Annotated in this window: 15 protein-coding genes and 1 tRNA gene; 10 read left to right on the top strand and 6 right to left on the bottom strand. The window is 69.0% G+C overall.

Annotated elements, in window-relative coordinates; genetic code table 11:
* Nucleotides 1–24: 24 nt before the first annotated feature.
* Entirely contained in the window at nucleotides 25–2,520 is a 2,496-nt protein-coding gene (locus HF024_RS12870) for a glycosyltransferase (RefSeq protein WP_168689790.1), read from the bottom strand.
* Nucleotides 2,521–2,586: 66 nt separating this feature from the next.
* On the bottom strand, nucleotides 2,587–3,105 hold the full coding sequence (locus tag HF024_RS12865; protein WP_085369734.1) for a MarR family transcriptional regulator: 519 nt from the start codon (nucleotides 3,103–3,105) through the stop codon (nucleotides 2,587–2,589).
* A gap of 67 nt (nucleotides 3,106–3,172) precedes the next feature.
* Here HF024_RS12865 and HF024_RS12860 point away from each other — a divergent pair.
* The 3 genes from HF024_RS12860 to HF024_RS12850 all read left to right on the top strand — a co-directional run bounded on the left by HF024_RS12860 (nucleotide 3,173) and on the right by HF024_RS12850 (nucleotide 5,678).
* Nucleotides 3,173–3,244: transfer RNA gene (locus tag HF024_RS12860), tRNA-Gln, on the top strand.
* Between the two features lie 31 nt (nucleotides 3,245–3,275).
* Complete coding sequence (glmU, locus tag HF024_RS12855) at nucleotides 3,276–4,700, top strand: bifunctional UDP-N-acetylglucosamine diphosphorylase/glucosamine-1-phosphate N-acetyltransferase GlmU (RefSeq protein WP_168689789.1); 1,425 nt, start codon at nucleotides 3,276–3,278, stop codon at nucleotides 4,698–4,700.
* On the top strand, nucleotides 4,701–5,678 hold the full coding sequence (locus HF024_RS12850; protein ID WP_085369732.1) for a ribose-phosphate diphosphokinase: 978 nt from the start codon (nucleotides 4,701–4,703) through the stop codon (nucleotides 5,676–5,678). It abuts the gene before it with no gap.
* 31 nt (nucleotides 5,679–5,709) lie between these two features.
* Here HF024_RS12850 and HF024_RS12845 read toward each other — a convergent pair whose 3' ends face one another.
* From HF024_RS12845 to HF024_RS12835, 3 genes are all read right to left on the bottom strand, one after another.
* Nucleotides 5,710–6,060 carry a hypothetical protein gene (locus HF024_RS12845; protein ID WP_085369731.1) on the bottom strand — a complete coding sequence of 117 codons (351 nt, stop codon included), beginning with the start codon at nucleotides 6,058–6,060 and terminating at the stop codon, nucleotides 5,710–5,712.
* A 78-nt stretch (nucleotides 6,061–6,138) separates the two neighbouring features.
* The gene (gene gndA / locus HF024_RS12840; protein ID WP_168689788.1) at nucleotides 6,139–7,590 is read right to left on the bottom strand and encodes an NADP-dependent phosphogluconate dehydrogenase; all 1,452 of its coding nucleotides are present in this window, start codon (nucleotides 7,588–7,590) and stop codon (nucleotides 6,139–6,141) included.
* Nucleotides 7,591–7,779: 189 nt separating this feature from the next.
* On the bottom strand, nucleotides 7,780–8,439 hold the full coding sequence (locus HF024_RS12835; RefSeq protein WP_168689787.1) for a hypothetical protein: 660 nt from the start codon (nucleotides 8,437–8,439) through the stop codon (nucleotides 7,780–7,782).
* Nucleotides 8,440–8,708: 269 nt separating this feature from the next.
* Here HF024_RS12835 and HF024_RS12830 point away from each other — a divergent pair, with 269 nt between their 5' ends.
* The 5 genes from HF024_RS12830 (at nucleotide 8,709) to mfd (ending at nucleotide 14,976) form a co-directional block, all read left to right on the top strand.
* On the top strand, nucleotides 8,709–9,341 hold the full coding sequence (locus HF024_RS12830) for a 50S ribosomal protein L25/general stress protein Ctc (RefSeq protein WP_085369728.1): 633 nt from the start codon (nucleotides 8,709–8,711) through the stop codon (nucleotides 9,339–9,341).
* 8 nt (nucleotides 9,342–9,349) lie between these two features.
* Nucleotides 9,350–9,931, top strand: coding sequence for an aminoacyl-tRNA hydrolase (gene pth, locus HF024_RS12825; RefSeq protein WP_168689786.1), 582 nt, complete (start codon nucleotides 9,350–9,352; stop codon nucleotides 9,929–9,931).
* Nucleotides 9,932–10,024: 93 nt separating this feature from the next.
* Nucleotides 10,025–10,411 carry a hypothetical protein gene (locus HF024_RS12820; RefSeq protein WP_168689785.1) on the top strand — a complete coding sequence of 129 codons (387 nt, stop codon included), beginning with the start codon at nucleotides 10,025–10,027 and terminating at the stop codon, nucleotides 10,409–10,411.
* A gap of 150 nt (nucleotides 10,412–10,561) precedes the next feature.
* Entirely contained in the window at nucleotides 10,562–11,263 is a 702-nt protein-coding gene (locus HF024_RS12815) for an alpha/beta fold hydrolase (RefSeq protein WP_085369827.1), read from the top strand.
* Nucleotides 11,264–11,343: 80 nt separating this feature from the next.
* Nucleotides 11,344–14,976, top strand: a complete 3,633-nt coding sequence (gene mfd / locus HF024_RS12810; RefSeq protein ID WP_168689784.1) for a transcription-repair coupling factor — start codon at nucleotides 11,344–11,346, stop codon at nucleotides 14,974–14,976.
* Nucleotides 14,977–14,986: 10 nt separating this feature from the next.
* Here mfd and HF024_RS12805 read toward each other — a convergent pair whose 3' ends face one another.
* Entirely contained in the window at nucleotides 14,987–16,156 is a 1,170-nt protein-coding gene (locus HF024_RS12805) for a Na+/H+ antiporter NhaA (RefSeq protein ID WP_168689783.1), read from the bottom strand.
* 195 nt (nucleotides 16,157–16,351) lie between these two features.
* On the opposite strand from HF024_RS12805, the gene HF024_RS12800 reads away from it, so the two are divergent.
* Both HF024_RS12800 and HF024_RS12795 read left to right on the top strand, forming a co-directional pair.
* Nucleotides 16,352–17,080 carry a MazG family protein gene (locus tag HF024_RS12800; protein WP_085369723.1) on the top strand — a complete coding sequence of 243 codons (729 nt, stop codon included), beginning with the start codon at nucleotides 16,352–16,354 and terminating at the stop codon, nucleotides 17,078–17,080.
* 64 nt (nucleotides 17,081–17,144) lie between these two features.
* Complete coding sequence (locus tag HF024_RS12795; RefSeq protein ID WP_085369722.1) at nucleotides 17,145–18,197, top strand: iron-siderophore ABC transporter substrate-binding protein; 1,053 nt, start codon at nucleotides 17,145–17,147, stop codon at nucleotides 18,195–18,197.
* Nucleotides 18,198–18,200 lie beyond the last annotated feature (3 nt).

Here is an 18,200-nt window from a genome sequence, read left to right as displayed (position 1 = left end):
CGACCGGAAACGGGGAACCCGCCGCTACTCGGCGCCGATCGCCGCGTAGAACTGGCCAACCGCCTTGCGGTTGTACGCCACGTAGTCGAACGTGCTCGCGGGCACCTCTCCGGCGAGGAACGCGGTGAGCCCCTGGGCGACACCGGCGTCCGACTGCGGCACGACGAGGCCGCTGCCGGCGGGCAGCGCGTTCTTGGCCGAGGCGAACTCGACGGTGACGATCGGCAGGCCGAGCACCAGCGCCTCGAGGATCACCATCGGCTGGCCCTCGTAGTCGCTCGACAGCACGAAGCAGTCCGCCGCCGCCATGATCGCGTGCGGGTTGCGCTGCATCCCGGTCAGGAACACCGAGTCGGTGAGCCCCAGGCTCTCGACGAGCGCGGTGAGGTCGTCGAACAACGGTCCGGCGCCGACGATGACGAGCCGGGTGGCCGGATGCGCGGCGTGCACCTCCGCGAACGCCCTGATCAGCCGCGCCTGGTTCTTCTCCGGGGACAGCCTGCCGACGTTGACGAACGTGGTCACCTCGTCGTCGTGCGCGAGCAGCGCGTTCGCCCAGGCCGGGTTCGTGCCGGTCTCCTCGTCGAAGGTCAGCTCGTGCAGGTCGGCCTGCGCGTTCTCCAGGATGTGCTCGGCGTCGACCGTGTTCAGCGCATAGGTGAACTTCTCCGGCCGCGCGTACTCCGCCAGGCCGTCCCTGTTGATGTCCGACAGCGTCGGAGACACCGACACGAGGTGGTCGTACTGCTCGTAGAGGGTGAACAGCTGCGTGAGACTGTGCAGCATCTTCTTCTCGCCGCCGACCTCGCGGTGCGCATCCGACGCCAGGTCGTTGTGCAGCCAGATCGAGCGCTCCGCCTCGGGGGAGTGCAGCAGCAGGGTCGCCCAGAACGGCCCGTAGCCGGAGAAGTCGACGACGTAGTCGAAGCGGCTCTCGCCGAAGCAGCGCGACCACTCGTCGTTCCACAGCCGGTTCTGCGACGGGATGTTCGCGTGCTCGGCGATGCGTCCGCGGCGGAAGTCGAGGTGGCGGGCGAGGTGGCGCAGCTTGGCGCCGTTCATGCCGCCGACCCGCGGGAACTGCCGCACGGCGGGGTGGATCTGCTTCTGCTTGCCGATGGTGGCCTTCGACCTGCTCTGCGCGAAGAACGCCGACACGTCGTAGCGGTCGTGGTCGAGGTTGTTGAGCAGGTTGAGTGCGGACGTGGTGATGCCGTTCGGACGCATCCCGCCCAGGTAGAGGAGGAGCTTGACGCGTCCGTCGTCGGCGAGGTCGGTGCGCAGCCGGTAGCCGTCGCGCACGCCGCGGAAGACGATGTCGACGACGCGCTTCGACGCGGCGCCGTCCTCGTACGGAGTGAACCTGCGCTGCGCGGCGAGGTAGCGCTCGCGCCACTCCTCCGGCACCGCATCCCCGTTCTCGGCGATGGCGGCGAGGTCGTCGCCGATCTCGCGTGCGGACATGCGCGCAGGGCCCGGCCACTCGTCCGGCTCGAAGTAGAGGCCGCGGGTGCCCGCGTAGTCCGCGATGTCCGGCGTGAAGAACAGGATGGGCCTGCCGGTCTGCAGGAAGTCGAAGTAGATGCTCGAGTAGTCCGTGATGAGGGCGTCGGTCGCTCCGAGCACGGCGTTCGTCGGCAGTTCGTTCGGCACGAGCATCCGCTTCAGCTCCGGCCGGTGCCTGGCGAGCTTGTGCACGCTCTGGTGCGTCTTCAGCAGCACCACGTACCTGCTGGTGTCGATGCGCTCCTCGATCGCGGCGACGTGCGCGAGGATCTCGTCGATGTCGTCGGTGGGCCGCCCGAACGACGCGCCCTTCCAGGTGGGCGCGTACAGCACGATCTTCCTGTCGCCGAGCGGGATGCCCGCCTCGGTCAGCTGACGGCGGAGGGACGCGCGGCCCGCGTCGTCGAGGAACTGCCTGTCGATGCGCGGGTAACCCTCCTCGACCAGCGTGCCGCGGTAGATCCCGGTCAGCTTGTAGCCGGTCTCGTACATCTGCTCGGCCATGAAGGGGTTGGCGGCGAGCAGGTAGTCGGCCTGCACGAAGTTGCGCACGATGTTCGCCGTGCCGAGCGCCCCGTCTTCGATGTCGTAGCCCATGCGCTTGAGCGGCGTGCCGTGCCAGGTGTTGAGGTAGACCTGCCCGTCGCGCTTGCCGAAGTCGGGAGGGAACGTCGCGTTGTTGACCAGGTATTGGCTGGTGGCGAGGGCGCGGTAGTACGCGGCGGAGCCGTACTTGACGAAGCTGACCCGCGGGTTCCCGGCGAACTCCTCGACGGCTGCACGGTACTGGGTGAGGTCGGAGAGCGCCCAGACGTGGGTGAGGTGGGCGAGGTCGGGGGCGGCCAGGAGCTCACGGAAGATCGCTTCGGGGTTGTCGAGCATCCCGTTGCCGGAGAAGGACTCGTAGAACACCGAGCCGATCACGAGCGGCTGCCGACGCCAGTGCGCGTGGATCTCGAAACGGGCGGCGCGCTTGACCCGGGAGGGCAGGCGTTTCAGGCGGGAGAGTCTCATCGCCCCCGATTTTATGAGAGAGGCATAACAGTCTCCTGAGAGCGGCCGATGCGTCCGCTCTGGATATCAGGATTCTTCGTCGAAGCCGAGGGAGAGTTTGCGCAGCAGCGAGGCGAGCCGTTCCTGCTCGGTGGGGGAGAGGCCGACCAGGATGTCCGACTCGGCGTCTACGAGGCGGGTGATCGCCGCATCCACCCTGGTGAGGCCCTGCGCCGTCATCTGCACCAGGATGCCGCGGCCGTCGTTGGGATCGGTGCGCCGCTCGACGAGCTCGCGGGAGACGAGCCTGTCGATGCGGTTCGTCATGGTGCCGCTCGACACGAGCGTCTGCTGCAGCAGCGCCTTCGGGCTCAACTGGTACGGCGCGCCGGCACGGCGGAGCGCCGCGAGCACGTCGAACTCCCACGACTCCAGGTCGGAGCGGTCGAACGCGGTGCGGCGGGCCCTGTCCAGGTGGCGGGACAGCCGGGCGACGCGGGAGAGCACCTGCAGCGGCGAGAAGTCCAGGTCCGGACGTTCGCGCAGCCAGGAGTCAACGATGCGGTCGACTTCGTCGCGTGCGTCAGGCGTCCGTGGATCAGGCATCTCCCCATGCTATTTCGTCGGGCGGTCGCTCGATGGTCTGGCAAACTGTGTTGTGCGCACAGCGCGGTCCGCCTTGGTGTAATGGCAGCACGACAGCCTTTGGAGCTGTTAGGTCTAGGTTCGAATCCTGGAGGCGGAGCGGAACCGATCGTCCGATCCCCTGGAGTGATATGACCGACCAGAATCTTGCCATCGTCGTGCTCGCGGCAGGACAGGGGACGCGGATGAAGTCCGCCACCCCCAAGCTCCTGCATCCACTGGCCGGCCTGCCGATCATCGGGCACGTCCTCGCCACGGCGAAGCAGCTCGACGCCGCGCACGTCGTCTCCGTCGTGCGGCACGAGCGCGACCGTCTCGTCGAGGTCATCTCCGTCGACCTGCCGGAGAGCGTGATCGTCGACCAGGACGACGTGCCGGGCACCGGCCGCGCCGTCGAGCTGGCCGTCGAGGCCCTCCCCGCCGACTTCTCGGGTGACGTGCTCGTGGTCAACGGAGACGTCCCCTTGCTCGATGCCGGCACGCTGCGCGAGCTGATCGAGAAGCACCGGGCCGGAGGAGCGGCAGCGACCATCCTGTCGTCGTTCCCCGCGGACGCCACCGGATACGGCCGCATCGTGCGCACAGAGAGCGGTCACCTCGACCGCATCGTCGAGCACAAGGACGCGACGGAGTCCGAGCGCGAGATCGGCGAGATCAACGCAGGCATCTACCTCTTCGGCCTGTCTCAGCTGCGCGACCAGCTCGCCGCGTTGACCACGGACAACGCGCAGGGCGAGAAGTACCTCACCGACGTCATCGGGCTGCTGCGGAACGCGGGCTTCGACGTGGATGCGCTCCCCGTCTCCGAGTCGTGGCTGGTCGAGGGCATCAACGACCGCGCCCAGCTCAGCGAGGCCGCCGCCAAGCTGAACGCCCTGATCGTGCGCACCTGGCAGCTGGCCGGGGTCACCATCCAGGACCCGGCGACCACCTGGATCGACGTGAAGACCCGGCTCGCCCCCGACGTCACCATCTTGCCGGGAACCCAGCTGCGCGGCGCGACCGTGGTGGAGACCGGCGCCGTCGTCGGCCCGGACACCACGCTGCTCGACTGCGAGGTCGGCGAGAACGCGACCGTGAAGCGCACGGACGGCACACTCGCCGTGATCGGCGCGGGCGCGACGGTCGGTCCGTTCGCCTACCTGCGCCCGGGCACCATCCTCGGCGCCGACGGCAAGATCGGCACCTTCGTCGAGACCAAGAACGCCGTCATCGGCGCAGGCACCAAGCTCGCCCACTTCAACTACGTGGGGGATGCGACGGTCGGCGAGAAGTCGAACCTGGGCGCCGGCGTCATCACCGCCAACTACGACGGGGTCAACAAGCACCGCACCGAGATCGGCTCGCACGTTCGTGCCAGCACGAACACGGTGTTCGTCGCGCCCGTTAGGATGGGTGACGGAGCGTACACGGGAGCGGGAACCATCGTCCGCAAGGACGTACCTGCTGGAGCGCTCGCCCTCACGGTGGCTCCGCAACGCAACATCGAAGGTTGGGTCGCGCAGAAGCGGCCGGGCACCGACGCCGCCACAGCTGCGGAAGAGAGCGGAGAGTAAGTGTCAGGGATCACCACCACCGGCCAGAAGCGACTAGTTCTGATTTCTGGGCGGGCGCATCCCCAGCTTGCAGAAGAGATCGCGGAGTGCCTGGGCAGCGACCTCGTCCCCACCGACGCACGCACCTTCGCCAACGGCGAGATCTACGCGCGCTTCGATGAGAGCGTGCGCGGCTCGGACGCATTCGTCATCCAGTCGCACACCTCGCCGATCAACGAGTGGCTCATGGAGCAGCTGATCATGGTGGATGCGCTCAAGCGGGCCTCCGCGAAGCGCATCACCGTCGTCGCCCCGTTCTACCCGTACGCCCGCCAGGACAAGAAGGGCCGCGGCCGCGAGCCGATCTCCGCCCGCCTCGTCGCCGACCTGTTCAAGGCCGCGGGAGCCGACCGCATCATGTCGGTCGACCTGCACGCCGCGCAGATCCAGGGCTTCTTCGACGGCCCCGTCGACCACCTCTTCGCCATGCCCGTGCTGCTCGAGCACATGAAGCGCGAGCTCGACCCCGCGGTCACCACGGTGGTCTCCCCGGACATGGGCCGCGTGCGCGTCGCCGACATCTGGAGCGACAAGCTCGGTGTGCCGCTCGCGATCATCCACAAGCGCCGCGACCCGCTGGTGCCCAACCAGGTCTCCGTGCACGAGATCGTCGGTGCTGTCGAGGGCCGCGTGTGCCTGCTGGTGGACGACCTGATCGACACCGGCCGCACCATCGTCAAGGCCGCGGAGGCGCTCAAGGCGAACGGCGCGATCGGCGTCGTCGTCGCCGCCACCCACGCCGTGTTCAGCGACCCGGCCGTCGAGCTGCTGCAGAGCGACGCGATCGACTCGGTCGTCGTCACGGACACGCTCCCGCTCCCCGAGCACAAGCGCTGGGACAAGCTCACCATCCTGCCCATCGCCCCGCTCCTGGCGAACGCGATCCAGCAGGTCTTCACCGACGGCTCCGTCACCTCGATGTTCGACGGGGCGGCCTAGCCAACAGTTCTCCGCCCCCTGCGAGTGTTTCCTAGGGAAGCGCGTGCGGGGTCGACGGGATCAGCCCGAGGGGAGCCACGAACGTGGCATCCCCCTCGGTGTTGAGCGCGTAGCACTGCCAGCCAGGGCCGGCAGGCGCGAACAATTCGAAGCGCGCTGACGAGCTCCGCGCATCCGGCTCGTAGCGGCCGACGTACACGGCACAGGTCTGCGTGGCGGTCTCGGTCGCGATGCTGATGGTGACGAGTACGCCGGGCAGCACCAGCGCCACGAGCCCGACGACCACCACGATGCGCGTGGCGATCATCGCACGGCGCCCGCGTAGCGGCCGCTCGTCCTCCGGCTCGTAGCCCACCAGCTCGGGATGCTCGTCAAACGTCACCCTCCGAGTCTCAGCCGAACGCGGGCGAACCGCAACCCGCGTCCGGCCTCGATCACTCGCTGGTGAGCCAGGGAGGGGTCAGTGGCTGGAGCCCTCGGTCTCGATCTCGGTGCGGTCGCCGGACCACAGGGTGTGGAAGGTGCCGTCCTTGTCGACGCGCTTGTAGGTGTGGGCGCCGAAGAAGTCGCGCTGGCCCTGGACCAGGGCGGCGGGCAGGCGCTTCACCGCGAGCGAGTCGTAGTACGAGAGCGCCGCGCCGAAGCCGGGGATCGGCACTCCGGAGAGGGCTGCGGTGGCGACGACGCGGCGCCAGGCCGCCTCGCCCTCGGCGACGGCGTCGGCGAAGTACGGGGCCTCGAGGAGCGTAGCGATGTCCGGGTTCTCGTCGTACGCGTCGGCGATGCGGTTGAGGAACTGGGCGCGGATGATGCAGCCGCCGCGCCAGATCTTGGCGATCTTGTCCTTGTTGATGTTCCAGCCGTACTTCTCGGCGCCGGCGATGATCGCGTCGAAGCCCTGCGCGTATGCGACGACCTTGGAGGCGTAGAGCGCCTTCGAGACGTCGTCCGCGAACGACGCGTCCACCGTCTGCACCTCGGGACGCGAGGTCACGACGGACTGCACGGCGGCGCGCTGGGCCGGCTTGGACGACACGGCGCGGGCGAACACGGCTTCCGCGATGCCGCCGACCGGGACGCCGAGGTCCAGGGCGTTCTGCACGGTCCAGACGCCGGTGCCCTTCGACCCGGCCTGGTCGAGGACGATGTCGACGAACGGCTTGCCGGTCTCCGCATCCACCTGGCGGAGCACCTCGGCGGTGATCTCGATCAGGTAGGACTCGAGGTAGCCCTTGTTCCACTCGGTGAACACGTCGGCGATCGCGGCGGGCTCCAGGCCGCCGACGGTGCGCAGCAGGTCGTACGCCTCGGCGATGAGCTGCATGTCGGCGTACTCGATGCCGTTGTGGATCATCTTCACGAAGTGGCCTGCTCCGTCGGTGCCGACGTGCGTGACGCAGGGCTCGCCCTCGGCGACCGCGGCGATCGAGGCGAGGATCGGCCCGAGCGTCTTGTAGGACTCCTCCGAACCGCCCGGCATGATCGACGGGCCCTTCAGCGCGCCCTCCTCGCCGCCGGAGATGCCGGTGCCGACGAAGTGGATGCCCGTGGGGGAGATGCGCTTCTCCCGCTCGATGGTGTCCTGGAAGTTCGCGTTGCCACCGTCGACGATGATGTCGCCCGGCTCGAACCGCTCCACCAGCTGGTCGATCACGGCGTCCGTGCCCTTACCGGCCTGCACCATGATGATCGCGGTGCGCGGCTTCGCCAGCGACGCCACGAAGTCGTCGATGCTCTCCGACGCGACGAACCCGGCTTCGGGATGCTCGGTGATGAGCTCGTCGGTGCGCGCGTACGTGCGGTTGAACACGGCGACCGTGTTGCCTTCACGGGAGGCGAGGTTGCGGGCCAGGTTCGAGCCCATCACCGCCAGACCCACGACACCGATGTTGGCTGATGCTTCGTTGGACACAGAACGCTCCTTCGGATGCGGCGGACGGCCGCCTTGAGTGTGAGAGGGGGGACGCGAGATCGCGTGCGGCCGAAACGTCCAGATCCGGACCGGAGACCATCGTTCGCGCTCCGACTGGCGCTGGTGGCGTGCGTCGAGCAGACTTGACCAGCCTACCAAGCTCCGCGCTGCGGAGGTCAGCCGGAGTGCTCAGTCGCAGAGGTCGGACGAGACGCTGTCGTCCCCGCCCACCACGATGGCCGTGACGACATCGTCGCCGTTGACCACGAAATCGACGTACCGGCCGTTTCCGTCGCCGAGCGCGTACGCCCGCTGCCCTCCGGAGACGCTGTTGCTGCGTTCGAGGTCCGGGTATGCCGCTCGCAGCGCATCCAGGGTCGAACCGAGGCCGATGCCCGCGCTGGTCTTCGGCGTCGGGGACACCGCCTGGTCGAGACCAGAGGCGTCAGCCACCCGGATGCGCACCGCGGTCGTCGCGCTGCCGTCCCGCGCGACGGCGGTCACCGTCGGCTGGGCGCCGTCCGGCGTCGAGCCGGACTGCTTCGTCTCGAGTTCGTAGCCGATGCAGCCGTCTTCGTCGATGCTCTTCGAGAATCCCGGGACCGCGGACGTCTGCGCCTTCACGTCCGCGCCGATGGTGAGCGGGCCCATCCCCGCCCAGGTGACGAGCCAGGCCGACACGTTCGCCGGGTCGACCGGGATGGCGCTCGCGGTCTTCTGGGGCGCAGGCCTGGTCGGCGAGGCAGGGGAGGAGGTCTTCGCGGTGTCGGAGGCGGGCGTGCATCCGGTGAGTGCGGCGAGGACGACGGCGGCAGCCGCCGCGGCCGTGCCGAATCCTGTCGCGCGCATCCACGTCCCCCTGGTCCCTGATAAAGCATCAATATCGCATACGGCGGCCGTGTGCCGCCACCACCCCGCGATCGGCTAGACTTGCTGATTGAACTTCGGCGAGGGATGCACGCGGTCACGCGCGCAGTCCGTAATCGACGCGGTGGAGCAGGGCTTCGCAGTCTTTCCTCACACGTCTTTCATCAGATCGATGCGTTCGAGTCGAACACAACCAGACACTGCGAGCAGCGCTCGCCCGACAGCCGGCCCCCGCCGGCAAGGAGACAATCATGGCTGACGAGTCCAACAAGGTCGTTACCGAGGCACGCGAGAGCTTCGGCAAGGGCGCTGCGCGCAAGATCCGCGCGGCAGGCAAGATCCCCGCCGTCGTCTACGGACACGGCACCGACCCCATCCACGTGACGGTCCCGGCCCACCAGGTCGGCCTCCTGCTCCGCAAGGCGAACGCGGTCCTCGACCTCGACATCGCCGGCAAGAGCCAGCTCGTCCTCGTCAAGGACGTTCAGAAGGACCCGGTGCTGCAGATCATCGAGCACCTCGACCTCATCGTCATCCGCAGCGGCGAGAAGGTCTCCGTTGAGGTCCCCGTGCACGTCGAGGGCGACACCTACCCGGGCACCATCGCGATGCTCGACGTCCCGACGCTCCGCCTCGAGGTCGAAGCGACCCACATCCCGGAGCGCATCGTCCTCGATGTCACCGACGCGGAAGAGGGCACCCAGTTCCACGCGAAGGACTTCGTCCTCCCGAAGGGCGCCGCTCTGGCGGAAGACCCCGAGCTGCTCATCCTCAACGTCATCGTCCCCGCGTCCTCGCGTGCGGACGAAGAGGCCGACGCCGCTGTCGCAGAGGCCGCTTCCGCCGCATCGGCCGCTGCCGCTGCCGAGTCGGACGCCGAGTAACCAGCTCGATGGATTCACCCTGGCTCGTAGTCGGGCTCGGTAACCCCGGGCCCGGCTACGCCGCCACGCGTCACAACGTGGGGCAGATGGTGCTGGACGAGCTCGCCGAGCGCGGCCGTCTCACCTTCAAGTCGCACAAGACGAACGCCACGGTCGCCGAGGGGCGCATCGCCCCCGGCGGACCGCGGTACATCCTGGCCAAGCCGAACACGTTCATGAACGTGTCCGGCGGGCCGGTCGCGCAGTTGCTGCGCTTCTACTCCCTCGAACCGTCGCAGCTGATCGTCGTCCACGACGAGCTCGACATCCCGTTCGACACCCTCAAGCTCAAGTTCGGCGGAGGGCACGGCGGCCACAACGGCGTCCGCGACGTCATCTCCGCCATCGGCACGGGCGACTTCACGCGCGTGCGCGTCGGCGTCGGCCGCCCGCCAGGCTCGTCCGCGGCCGCCGATCACGTCCTCAAAGGCTTCAGCAGCACCGAGAGGAAGACACTCCCGAATCTCGTCGCCGATGCGGCGGACGCGGTCGAGCAGATCGCGGCGGATGGTCTCACCGCCGCTCAGCTCCGGTTCCACACCGCTCGCTGAAATTAAAATGCAAGCATAGATATTCTTCGTCATCTCTTGTAATGTTCCGGGGGGTGCGAATCGCTGAGATTCGCGCGCCACGAAAGGACAAGGATGAAGAAACGTGTACGCGCCATCGTCGTGGCGGGGGTGCTGGGAGCGGCCATCGCGTTGAGCGGATGCACGCAGACCGACGAAGCGGACCGCGGACTGCCGAAGGGTCTGCCGGCGACGGTCAGCGTCGCCGATGGCACGGTGAACGACCCGGTCTCCTCGAAGGGGAGCTGGTCCTTCGTGCTCACCGTCGCCGACGCGGCGGGGCAGAAGGCGGCCGTCACCGAACTCAGGGACAACGGGTTCAGCGAGGTCAGCACGAGCTCGTCGAAGGTCGCGCGCACCTATGCGTTGCGCAACAAGAAGGACGGCACAGACGCGACCCTCGTACTGACGAAGCGCGATGGCAAGCCGGTCGTGGTCTTCACCGTCGTGTCGACCAAGTGACGCCGTGATGCAGTAACACGGCAACGGAGAACGCGGAACGCTGCGCCGTGCCGCCCGGGGCGGGCGCGCACGGCCGGCGTTCAGCATCCACTGCACCGACGCCCAGCGCACCCGGATGCCATCCGCAGGATGGGCTCGTATGGTTCGGTCATGAAACTCTTCACCCGGGAGTGGGGAACCGGCACCAGGTACGCCGTCCTGGTGCATGGGGCGATGTCGGACTCGCGCAACTGGCGCAGGGTCGGACCGGCGCTCGCCGAGCTGGGCTACCACGTCGTCGCCGTCGACCTCCGTGGGCACGGCAGAAGCCCCCGCGCCATCGAGTACACGGCTGAGCTGCTCGCCCGGGATGTGGTCGAGACCGTTCCCGCGCATCCCGAGCTGGTCATCGGGCACTCGCTCGGCGGCCTCACCGTGAGCCTCGCGGTCGAGGAGCTGCAGCCGCAGCGGGTCGTCTACGTCGATCCGGCGTTCGGGCCGAACGTGCCGTGGTGGCAGCGCAAGCTCGCCCCGGCGTTCTTCCGCTCCCTGGCGAGCGCGACCGCCGAGCGGATCGCGAAGCGCAACCCGCGCTGGGACCCGCTCGACGTGGCGATAGAGCTGGAGACCCTGCGCGCCTTCGACCAGGGCGTGGTGCCGGTGCTGGTGGGCCGCGGTTCGCTGCGGGCGCCCGTGACGATGCAGGTGCCGTCGCTCGTCGTCCTGGCCGGGCGGTCGCAACTGGTGAGCCCGCGGGCGGCCGAGCGGCTGGGCGAGGCCGGATTCGTCGTGCGCACCGTGCGCGGGGCCGGTCACACCGTGCACCGCGACGACCACGCGGGGTTCATGCGGGCACTCGACGGCTGGGTCTAGCGGCTGGGTCCAGCTGGGTCCAGCAGCCGGATCCGCGCATCCCGCCCCGAGTGTCGGCGGGAGTCCGTAGACTTGGGCGAGTGATACTGCAGGGCTTGATCGCAGCGCTTTCGCGCGCCTCCACGTTCGATGACGCCCTGGCCTGCGCGGCCCGTGACGCCGACTTCTCTCTCACCGACGGGTTGCGGGCACCGCTGCTGGCCGGGTTGATGCAGCGCAGAGCTGCCGCAGGCGCATCCCAGGCCCTGCTCGTGATCACCGCCACCGGGCGCGAGTCCGAGTCCGTCCGCGGTGCGCTCGGCTGTGTGATGCCGGATGCGGAGATCGTCGAGTTCCCGGCCTGGGAGACCCTGCCGCACGAGCGTCTCAGCCCGAGCGCCGAGATCGTGGGCAAGCGGCTCACCGCCCTCCGCCGCCTCGCCGACTGGGATGCGGGGGACCGGTCGCGGCCGATCGTCCTGGTCGCCTCCGTGCGCGCCGCCCTGCAGCCGCTCGCGGACAACCTCACCGACTACGCGGCCGTCGACCTGGCGACCGGCGCACGGGGCTTCGACTTGTCCGGCCTCGCGATGCAGCTGGTCGACCTGGCGTACGCTCGCGTCGACATGGTCACCCGCCGCGGCGAGTTCGCCGTGCGCGGCGGCATCCTGGACGTCTTCCCGCCGAACGGCGACCACCCGTACCGCGTCGACTTCTTCGGGGACGAGGTGGACCAGATCCGCGCGTTCTCCGTGGCCGACCAGCGCTCGCTGCCCGAGCCCATCGCGTCCGTCTCGCTGCCGCCCAGCCGCGAGCTGCTGCTGAGCGAGTCCGTGCGCCAGCGTGCCAGGGAGATGGAGCACGAGTTCCCGAGCATGTCGGCGATGCTCGCCAAGATCGGCGAGGGCATCCCGGTCGAGGGCATGGAGTCGCTCGCGCCGGCGCTCGTCGACCGACTCGTGCCGCTCACGCACTACCTTCCGGATGGCGCGGCCGTCGCCGTGCTCTCGCCGGAGCGCGTCGCGAGCCGTGCCGTCAGCCTGGCCGAGACCAACCGCGAGTTCCTGTCGGCGGCGTGGAGCGCCGCCACCGTCGGCGCCGCCGCCCCGATCGACCTGGCCGCTGGAGACTTCCTCACCCTGCAGAAGCTGCGCGACTCCGTCACGTTCAGCAAGCCGGGAGAGAAGGCGCCGAACCACCCCTGGTGGACGATGAGCGGGTTCCAGACCGACGCCGGTCTCGATCGACTACCTCTGCCGGAGGAGCGCGAGATCGAGGAGCACCTGCAGCTGCGGATCGCGGCGGAGGCCGTCCCGAGCTTCCAGGGCAACGTCACCGGCGCCATCGAGCACATCGGGGCCAGGTTGAAGGACGGCTGGACCGTCGCCATCGTCGCGGAGGGCGCCGGGCTCGTGGAGCGCGCGGCCGACGTGCTGTCGGAGGCCGAGCTGCCCGCCCGGCACGTCGAGGAGTTCCCCGCCGATCCTGAGCCCGGCATCGCCTATCTGCTGCGGGCGACGGTCGAGCACGGCTTCGAGGTCGGCGAGACCAAGCTGGCGCTGCTCAGCGAGAGCGAGTTCTACGGCAGGACGGTCGGCTACGACTCCCGCCAGGTGAAGAAGCTCGCCACGCGGCGCAAGAACGTGGTCGACCCTCTGGCGCTGAAGCCGGGCGACTACGTCGTGCACCAGACCCACGGCATCGGCCGGTTCGTCGAGCTGACCCAGCGCGAGGTGTCGAGCGGCGGCCGCAACGCGGTCAAGTCCAAGCGCGAATACCTCGTGCTCGAGTACGCGCCGTCGAAGCGCGGGTACCCGGGCGACAAACTCTTCGTGCCCACCGATCAGCTGGATCTGCTGACCCGGTATGTGGGCGGTGAGGCTCCCGCGCTCAGCAAGATGGGCGGAAGCGACTGGTCGGCGGCGAAGGGCCGCGCCCGCAAGGCTGTCCGCGACATCGCGGTCGAGCTGGTCAAGCTGTACTCCGCGCGGATGGCGAGCAAGGGCCACGCGTTCGGGCCGGACACCCCGTGGCAGCGCGAGCTGGAGGAAGCGTTCCCGTTCGCGGAGACCCACGACCAGCTGCAGACCATCGACGAGGTGAAGGCCGACATGGAGCGGCCTATCCCGATGGACAGGCTCATCTCGGGCGATGTCGGCTTCGGCAAGACCGAGATCGCGGTGCGTGCGGCGTTCAAGGCGGTGCAGGACGGCAAGCAGGTCGTGATGCTCGTGCCGACCACGCTGCTCGTGAAGCAGCACTTCGAGACGTTCCAGGAGCGCTTCGCCGGGTTCCCCATCCACCTGCGCGCCCTCAGCCGGTTCCAGACCGACAAGGAGGCGAAGGAGACGATCGACGGCATGGCGGACGGCACCGTGGATGTGGTCATCGGCACCCACAGGCTCCTCGCCGACAACATCGTGCTCAAAGACCTCGGCCTCGTCATCATCGACGAGGAGCAGCGGTTCGGCGTCGAGCACAAGGACGCGCTGAAGAAGCTCAAGACCAACGTGGACATCCTGGCGATGAGCGCGACGCCCATCCCGCGCACGCTGGAGATGGCGGTCACCGGCATCAGGGAGATGTCGACGCTGGCCACCCCTCCGGAGGACAGGCACCCCATCCTGACCTTCGTCGGGCCGTACTCGGACAAGCAGGTGGCCGCGGCCATCCGGCGCGAGCTGCTGCGCGAGGGCCAGGTGTTCTTCGTGCACAACCGGGTCGGCAGCATCACCAGCCAGGCAGCGAAGCTGGCCGAGCTGGTGCCGGAGGCGCGCATCGCGGTGGCGCACGGCAAGATGAACGAGCGGGCGCTCGAACAGGTGGTCGTCGACTTCTGGGAGCGCAAGTTCGACGTGCTCGTGTCGACCACGATCATCGAGACAGGCCTCGACATCGCCAACGCGAACACGATCATCATCGACCGCGCCGACAAGTACGGCCTGAGCCAGCTGCACCAGCTGCGCGGCCGCGTCGGCCGTGGCCGCGAGCGCGCGTACGCGTACTTCCTCTGGGACGAGAACAAACCGCTCAGCGAGACGGCACACGACAGGCTCTCGACCATCGCCGCCAACAACGATCTCGGCAGCGGGATGCAGGTGGCGCTGAAAGACCTGGAGATCCGCGGAGCGGGCAACCTGCTCGGCGGCGAGCAGTCCGGTCACATCGCCGGTGTCGGCTTCGACCTCTACCTGCGCATGATCGGCGAGGCGGTGAGCACGTTCCGCGGCGAGGTCGCGGAGGGGCAGACCGAGCTGCGGCTGGAGCTGCCGGTGGATGCGCACATCCCGGAGGAGTACGTGGACAGCGAGCGCCTGCGGCTGGAGGCGTACCAGAAGCTGTCGACGGCCAGCTCGCCCGCGGCGAAGGACGACCAGATCGACCAGGTGATCGAGGAGCTGACCGACCGCTACGGCGAGCCGCCGCTCGCGGTCTCGAACCTCATCGCGGTGTCCCGGCTGCGGCGTGCCGCCCAGCGGGCCGGCCTCGGCGAGGTGGTCGCGATGGGCTCCAACCTGCGGCTGGCCCCGGCGATCCTGCCGGACTCGCTGCAGGTGCGGTTGCAGCGCATGTACCCGGGCGCCAAGTACCACGCCGCGCCCAAGGTGGTCACGGTGCCGATGCCGCGCATCAACGGCGAGCCGCTCGACGACGCCGACCTGATCTCCTGGGTGGCGACGCTGCTCGGCGCGCTCTTCCCCGTGCCGGAGCCGGTCGCAGAGGCGGCGTCCTGAGCCCGGTCGCTCAGGGCTGCCGGCTCGGCTGCGGCTGCTGGTGCGGGTGCTGCGCGCGGTAGCGGCGCGCGAGCACGGTGACGCAGAAGCCGGCGGCGACGATGGAGACCGCCGAGCCCAGGAGGACGGCGAGCGTGCCCTCCGCCCTGACCAGCTCGTCGCCGGCGAACGCCAGTTCGTTCATCAGGAGCGACACGGTGAAGCCGATGCCGCCGAGCACGCCGATGGTCACCAGGCCGAACAGCGGGATCTTGGCGCGCTCGGCCTTGCTGCGGGTGAACGAGCCCAGCCAGCCGCCGAGCGTGATGCCGATGACCTTGCCGACCGGGAGGGCGACCAGGATGCCCCAGAACGCGGGCTGCAGTTGCGACGGCGACACCTGCGGGATCGCGACCAGGGCGGCCGAGAACGCGAACAGCGGCAGGATGAGGCCGTTCGACCACGGTTCGATGGCGTGCGTCACTCGTCCGGCCGGTCGCCGCGCCATCACCAGGCCGAGCGCCACACCGGCGATCGTGGCGTGCACGCCGGAGTCCCAGACGAGCCACCAGGCCAGGCAGGCGACGAGGACCATCAGCACGCCGACCGGCACGCGCATCCGGCCTTTCAGCAGGCGGCTGAGCAGGCCGAACGCGGCGACGGCGACCGCGGCCAGGACGAGTTCGACGAGGTTCGGGTCCGTGGTGAAGAACACCGCGATGATCACGATGGCGATGAGGTCGTCCAGCACGGCCAGCGCGAGCAGGAACACCCGCAGCCGGTTGGGCAGGCCGCGACCGAACACGGCGAGCACCCCGAGCGCGAAGGCGATGTCGGTGGCGGTCGGGATGGGCCAGCCCTGTTCGAGGCCGCTGCCCGCGGTGAACGCGAGGTAGATCCCGGCGGGCACGATCACCCCGGCGACCGCGGCGATGGCGGGATGCACGGCCTTCTTCACGCTGTTCAGCTCGCCGGCCACCAGCTCGTGCTTCAACTCGACGGCGACGATGAAGAAGAAGATCGCCAGCAGGCCGTCGCTGATCCAGTGGCCGACGCTCATCCGGAGCCCGCCGATGCCGATGGAGGCGTGCTGCAGGTCGAGGAGTGCAGGACCTGCCGCGGTGTTCGCGAGCAGGAGGCCCAGCGCCGCGGCGCCCAGCAGGAGTCCAGCGGCTGTTCGCTCGGATCGGATGATGCTCATACGGTCTCGCCCATCTCGCGCTGTCTTCGCAGCGCGGTCGGATGCGGGAGCGGCGCGCTCGCGCCACCCGCCGACCAGACTTCCCGGCACACCAGTCGCCCAGTCTACCGGGCGGCAGGCGCCGGAGCCCGGAGGATGGGGGAGGATGGAGGAGGGCACGCAGTCGCACGCCCGCGATCGAGGAAGGCATCCACGATGACCGAGCTGAGCTTCTCTTCCGCTCCCGCGTCCGGGCAGGCGACCAAGCTGGACGAGCTGGTGGCCGTGATGGAGCGGTTGCGCGGCCCGGGTGGATGCCCGTGGGACGCCGACCAGACGCACGAGTCGCTCGTGCAGTACCTGATCGAGGAGACGTACGAGCTGGTCGAGGCGATCGAGACCGGCAACAGGGACGACCTGATCGAGGAGCTCGGCGACGTGCTCTACCAGGTGCTGTTCCACGCCGACATCGCCGCGCACACGCCCGGCGAGGACTTCGACATCCAGGATGTGGCCGCACAGATGACCGCGAAGATGGTCGGCAGGCACCCGCACGTGTTCGGTGGAGACCGCACGGCGGAGACCGCGGACGACGTCGTCGAGTTCTGGGACGACCTCAAGAAGCGGGAGAAGCCGTCGCGCACCAGCGTGCTCGACGGCATCCCGCAGGGAATGCCGTCGCTGGCGCTCGCCGACAAGCTGCTCGGCCGCGCGGAGAAGGTGGGGCTGCTGGATCTGCGCGAGGCCGGGGGAGTGCAGGTCGAGTCGGAGGACGAGCTGGGTCCGCTGCTGCTGGCCATCGTCGCGTCGGCCAAGGCGCAGGGGCTGGATGCGGAGCGCGCCCTCCGTTCGACGCTGCGCGACCTGCAGTCGGAGATCCGCGAACAGGAGCAGGATGCGGCGGACGCCGGAATCATCGGCCTGCCCACCGCATCCACCGACTGAGTGGCACCCGCGAGACGGTTAGGTTAGGCTTGCCTAAACCCCCTAGTCGTCTCGAAGGAGAAGCATGTTCGAGTCCGTTCCACGCCGCCGGTCGCGTGTCGCTGTGATCGCATCGGCGATCGTCGCGACCGCCGCCCTCATCCTCACCGGCTGCAGCGCCGGCACGCCCGGCGACGAGAGCAGCTCGACCAGCGCATCCGGTGCCTTCCCGGTCACGATCAAGAGCGCGCTCGGCCCCGTCACCATCGAGAAGAAGCCGGAGCGGGTCGCCGTCTGGGGCTGGGGAGCGGCCGACGTGGCGCTCGCCCTCGGCGTCGTTCCGGTCGCCATGCCGAAGATGACCTACGGCGGCAACGCGGACGGCGTGCTGCCCTGGGTGGCCGACAAACTGAAGGAGCTCAAGGCGAAGACGCCGCAGCTCATCGCGGGCGTCGACACCGGCGAGGTGCCGTTCGAGGAGTACGTGAAGGCGAAGCCGGACGTGATCCTCGCCCCGCTCTCCGGCCTCACCAAGGACGAGTACGCGAAGCTCAGCAAGATCGCCCCGGTGGTCGCCTACCCGAAGGTGCCGTGGGGCACCAGCTGGCAGGACCAGACCGACATCGTCGGCAAGGCGCTCGGCCTGTCCGCGGAGGCGACGGCGCTGAAGACCAAGACCGAGGACGACGTGGCGAAGCTCGCCGCGAAGTACCCGGTGCTGAAGGACAAGACGTTCGTCTACGCCGCCGCCAACGAGCCGGGCGTGATCAACGTCTACAAGGCGACGGACTCGCGCGTGCTGCTGCTCAACGAGCTCGGCCTGAAGAACTCGGCCAGCATCGACGCGCTCGACACGAAGAAGGACCCGGACAGCTTCTTCTTCCAGGTCAGCTACGAGAACCTCTCCAAAATCGACACCGACCTGCTGGTGATGTACTTCGACAAGCAGTCCGCCGTCGACACCTTCACGGCCGAGCCGCTGGTCGCCGCCATGCCCGCCGTCAAGGAAGGCCGCTTCGCGCCGATCGTCGGCGAGTCGTTCGTGATGGCGTCGAGCGCGCCCAGCGTGCTGAGCATCCCGTGGATGCTCGACCGCTACGTCCCGGAGCTCGCGGCAGCCGCCGAGAAGGTCAAGTAGCAC

This window comes from Leifsonia sp. PS1209 (genome assembly GCF_012317045.1).
GTDB lineage: Bacteria > Actinomycetota > Actinomycetes > Actinomycetales > Microbacteriaceae > Leifsonia.
This window is presented reverse-complemented; position numbering and strand designations above follow the sequence as displayed.

Bases quoted from the DNA above. Each gene is read 5' to 3' on its own strand.
- HF024_RS12870 (WP_168689790.1), bottom strand. From the start codon at position 2,520: ATGAGACTCTCCCGCCTGAAACGCCTGCCCTCCCGGGTCAAGCGCGCC.
- HF024_RS12865 (WP_085369734.1), bottom strand. From the start codon at position 3,105: ATGCCTGATCCACGGACGCCTGACGCACGCGACGAAGTCGACCGCATC.
- glmU (WP_168689789.1), top strand. From the start codon at position 3,276: ATGACCGACCAGAATCTTGCCATCGTCGTGCTCGCGGCAGGACAGGGG.
- HF024_RS12835 (WP_168689787.1), bottom strand. From the start codon at position 8,439: ATGCGCGCGACAGGATTCGGCACGGCCGCGGCGGCTGCCGCCGTCGTC.
- HF024_RS12830 (WP_085369728.1), top strand. From the start codon at position 8,709: ATGGCTGACGAGTCCAACAAGGTCGTTACCGAGGCACGCGAGAGCTTC.
- pth (WP_168689786.1), top strand. From the start codon at position 9,350: ATGGATTCACCCTGGCTCGTAGTCGGGCTCGGTAACCCCGGGCCCGGC.
- HF024_RS12820 (WP_168689785.1), top strand. From the start codon at position 10,025: ATGAAGAAACGTGTACGCGCCATCGTCGTGGCGGGGGTGCTGGGAGCG.
- HF024_RS12815 (WP_085369827.1), top strand. From the start codon at position 10,562: ATGAAACTCTTCACCCGGGAGTGGGGAACCGGCACCAGGTACGCCGTC.
- HF024_RS12805 (WP_168689783.1), bottom strand. From the start codon at position 16,156: ATGAGCATCATCCGATCCGAGCGAACAGCCGCTGGACTCCTGCTGGGC.
- HF024_RS12800 (WP_085369723.1), top strand. From the start codon at position 16,352: ATGACCGAGCTGAGCTTCTCTTCCGCTCCCGCGTCCGGGCAGGCGACC.
- HF024_RS12795 (WP_085369722.1), top strand. From the start codon at position 17,145: ATGTTCGAGTCCGTTCCACGCCGCCGGTCGCGTGTCGCTGTGATCGCA.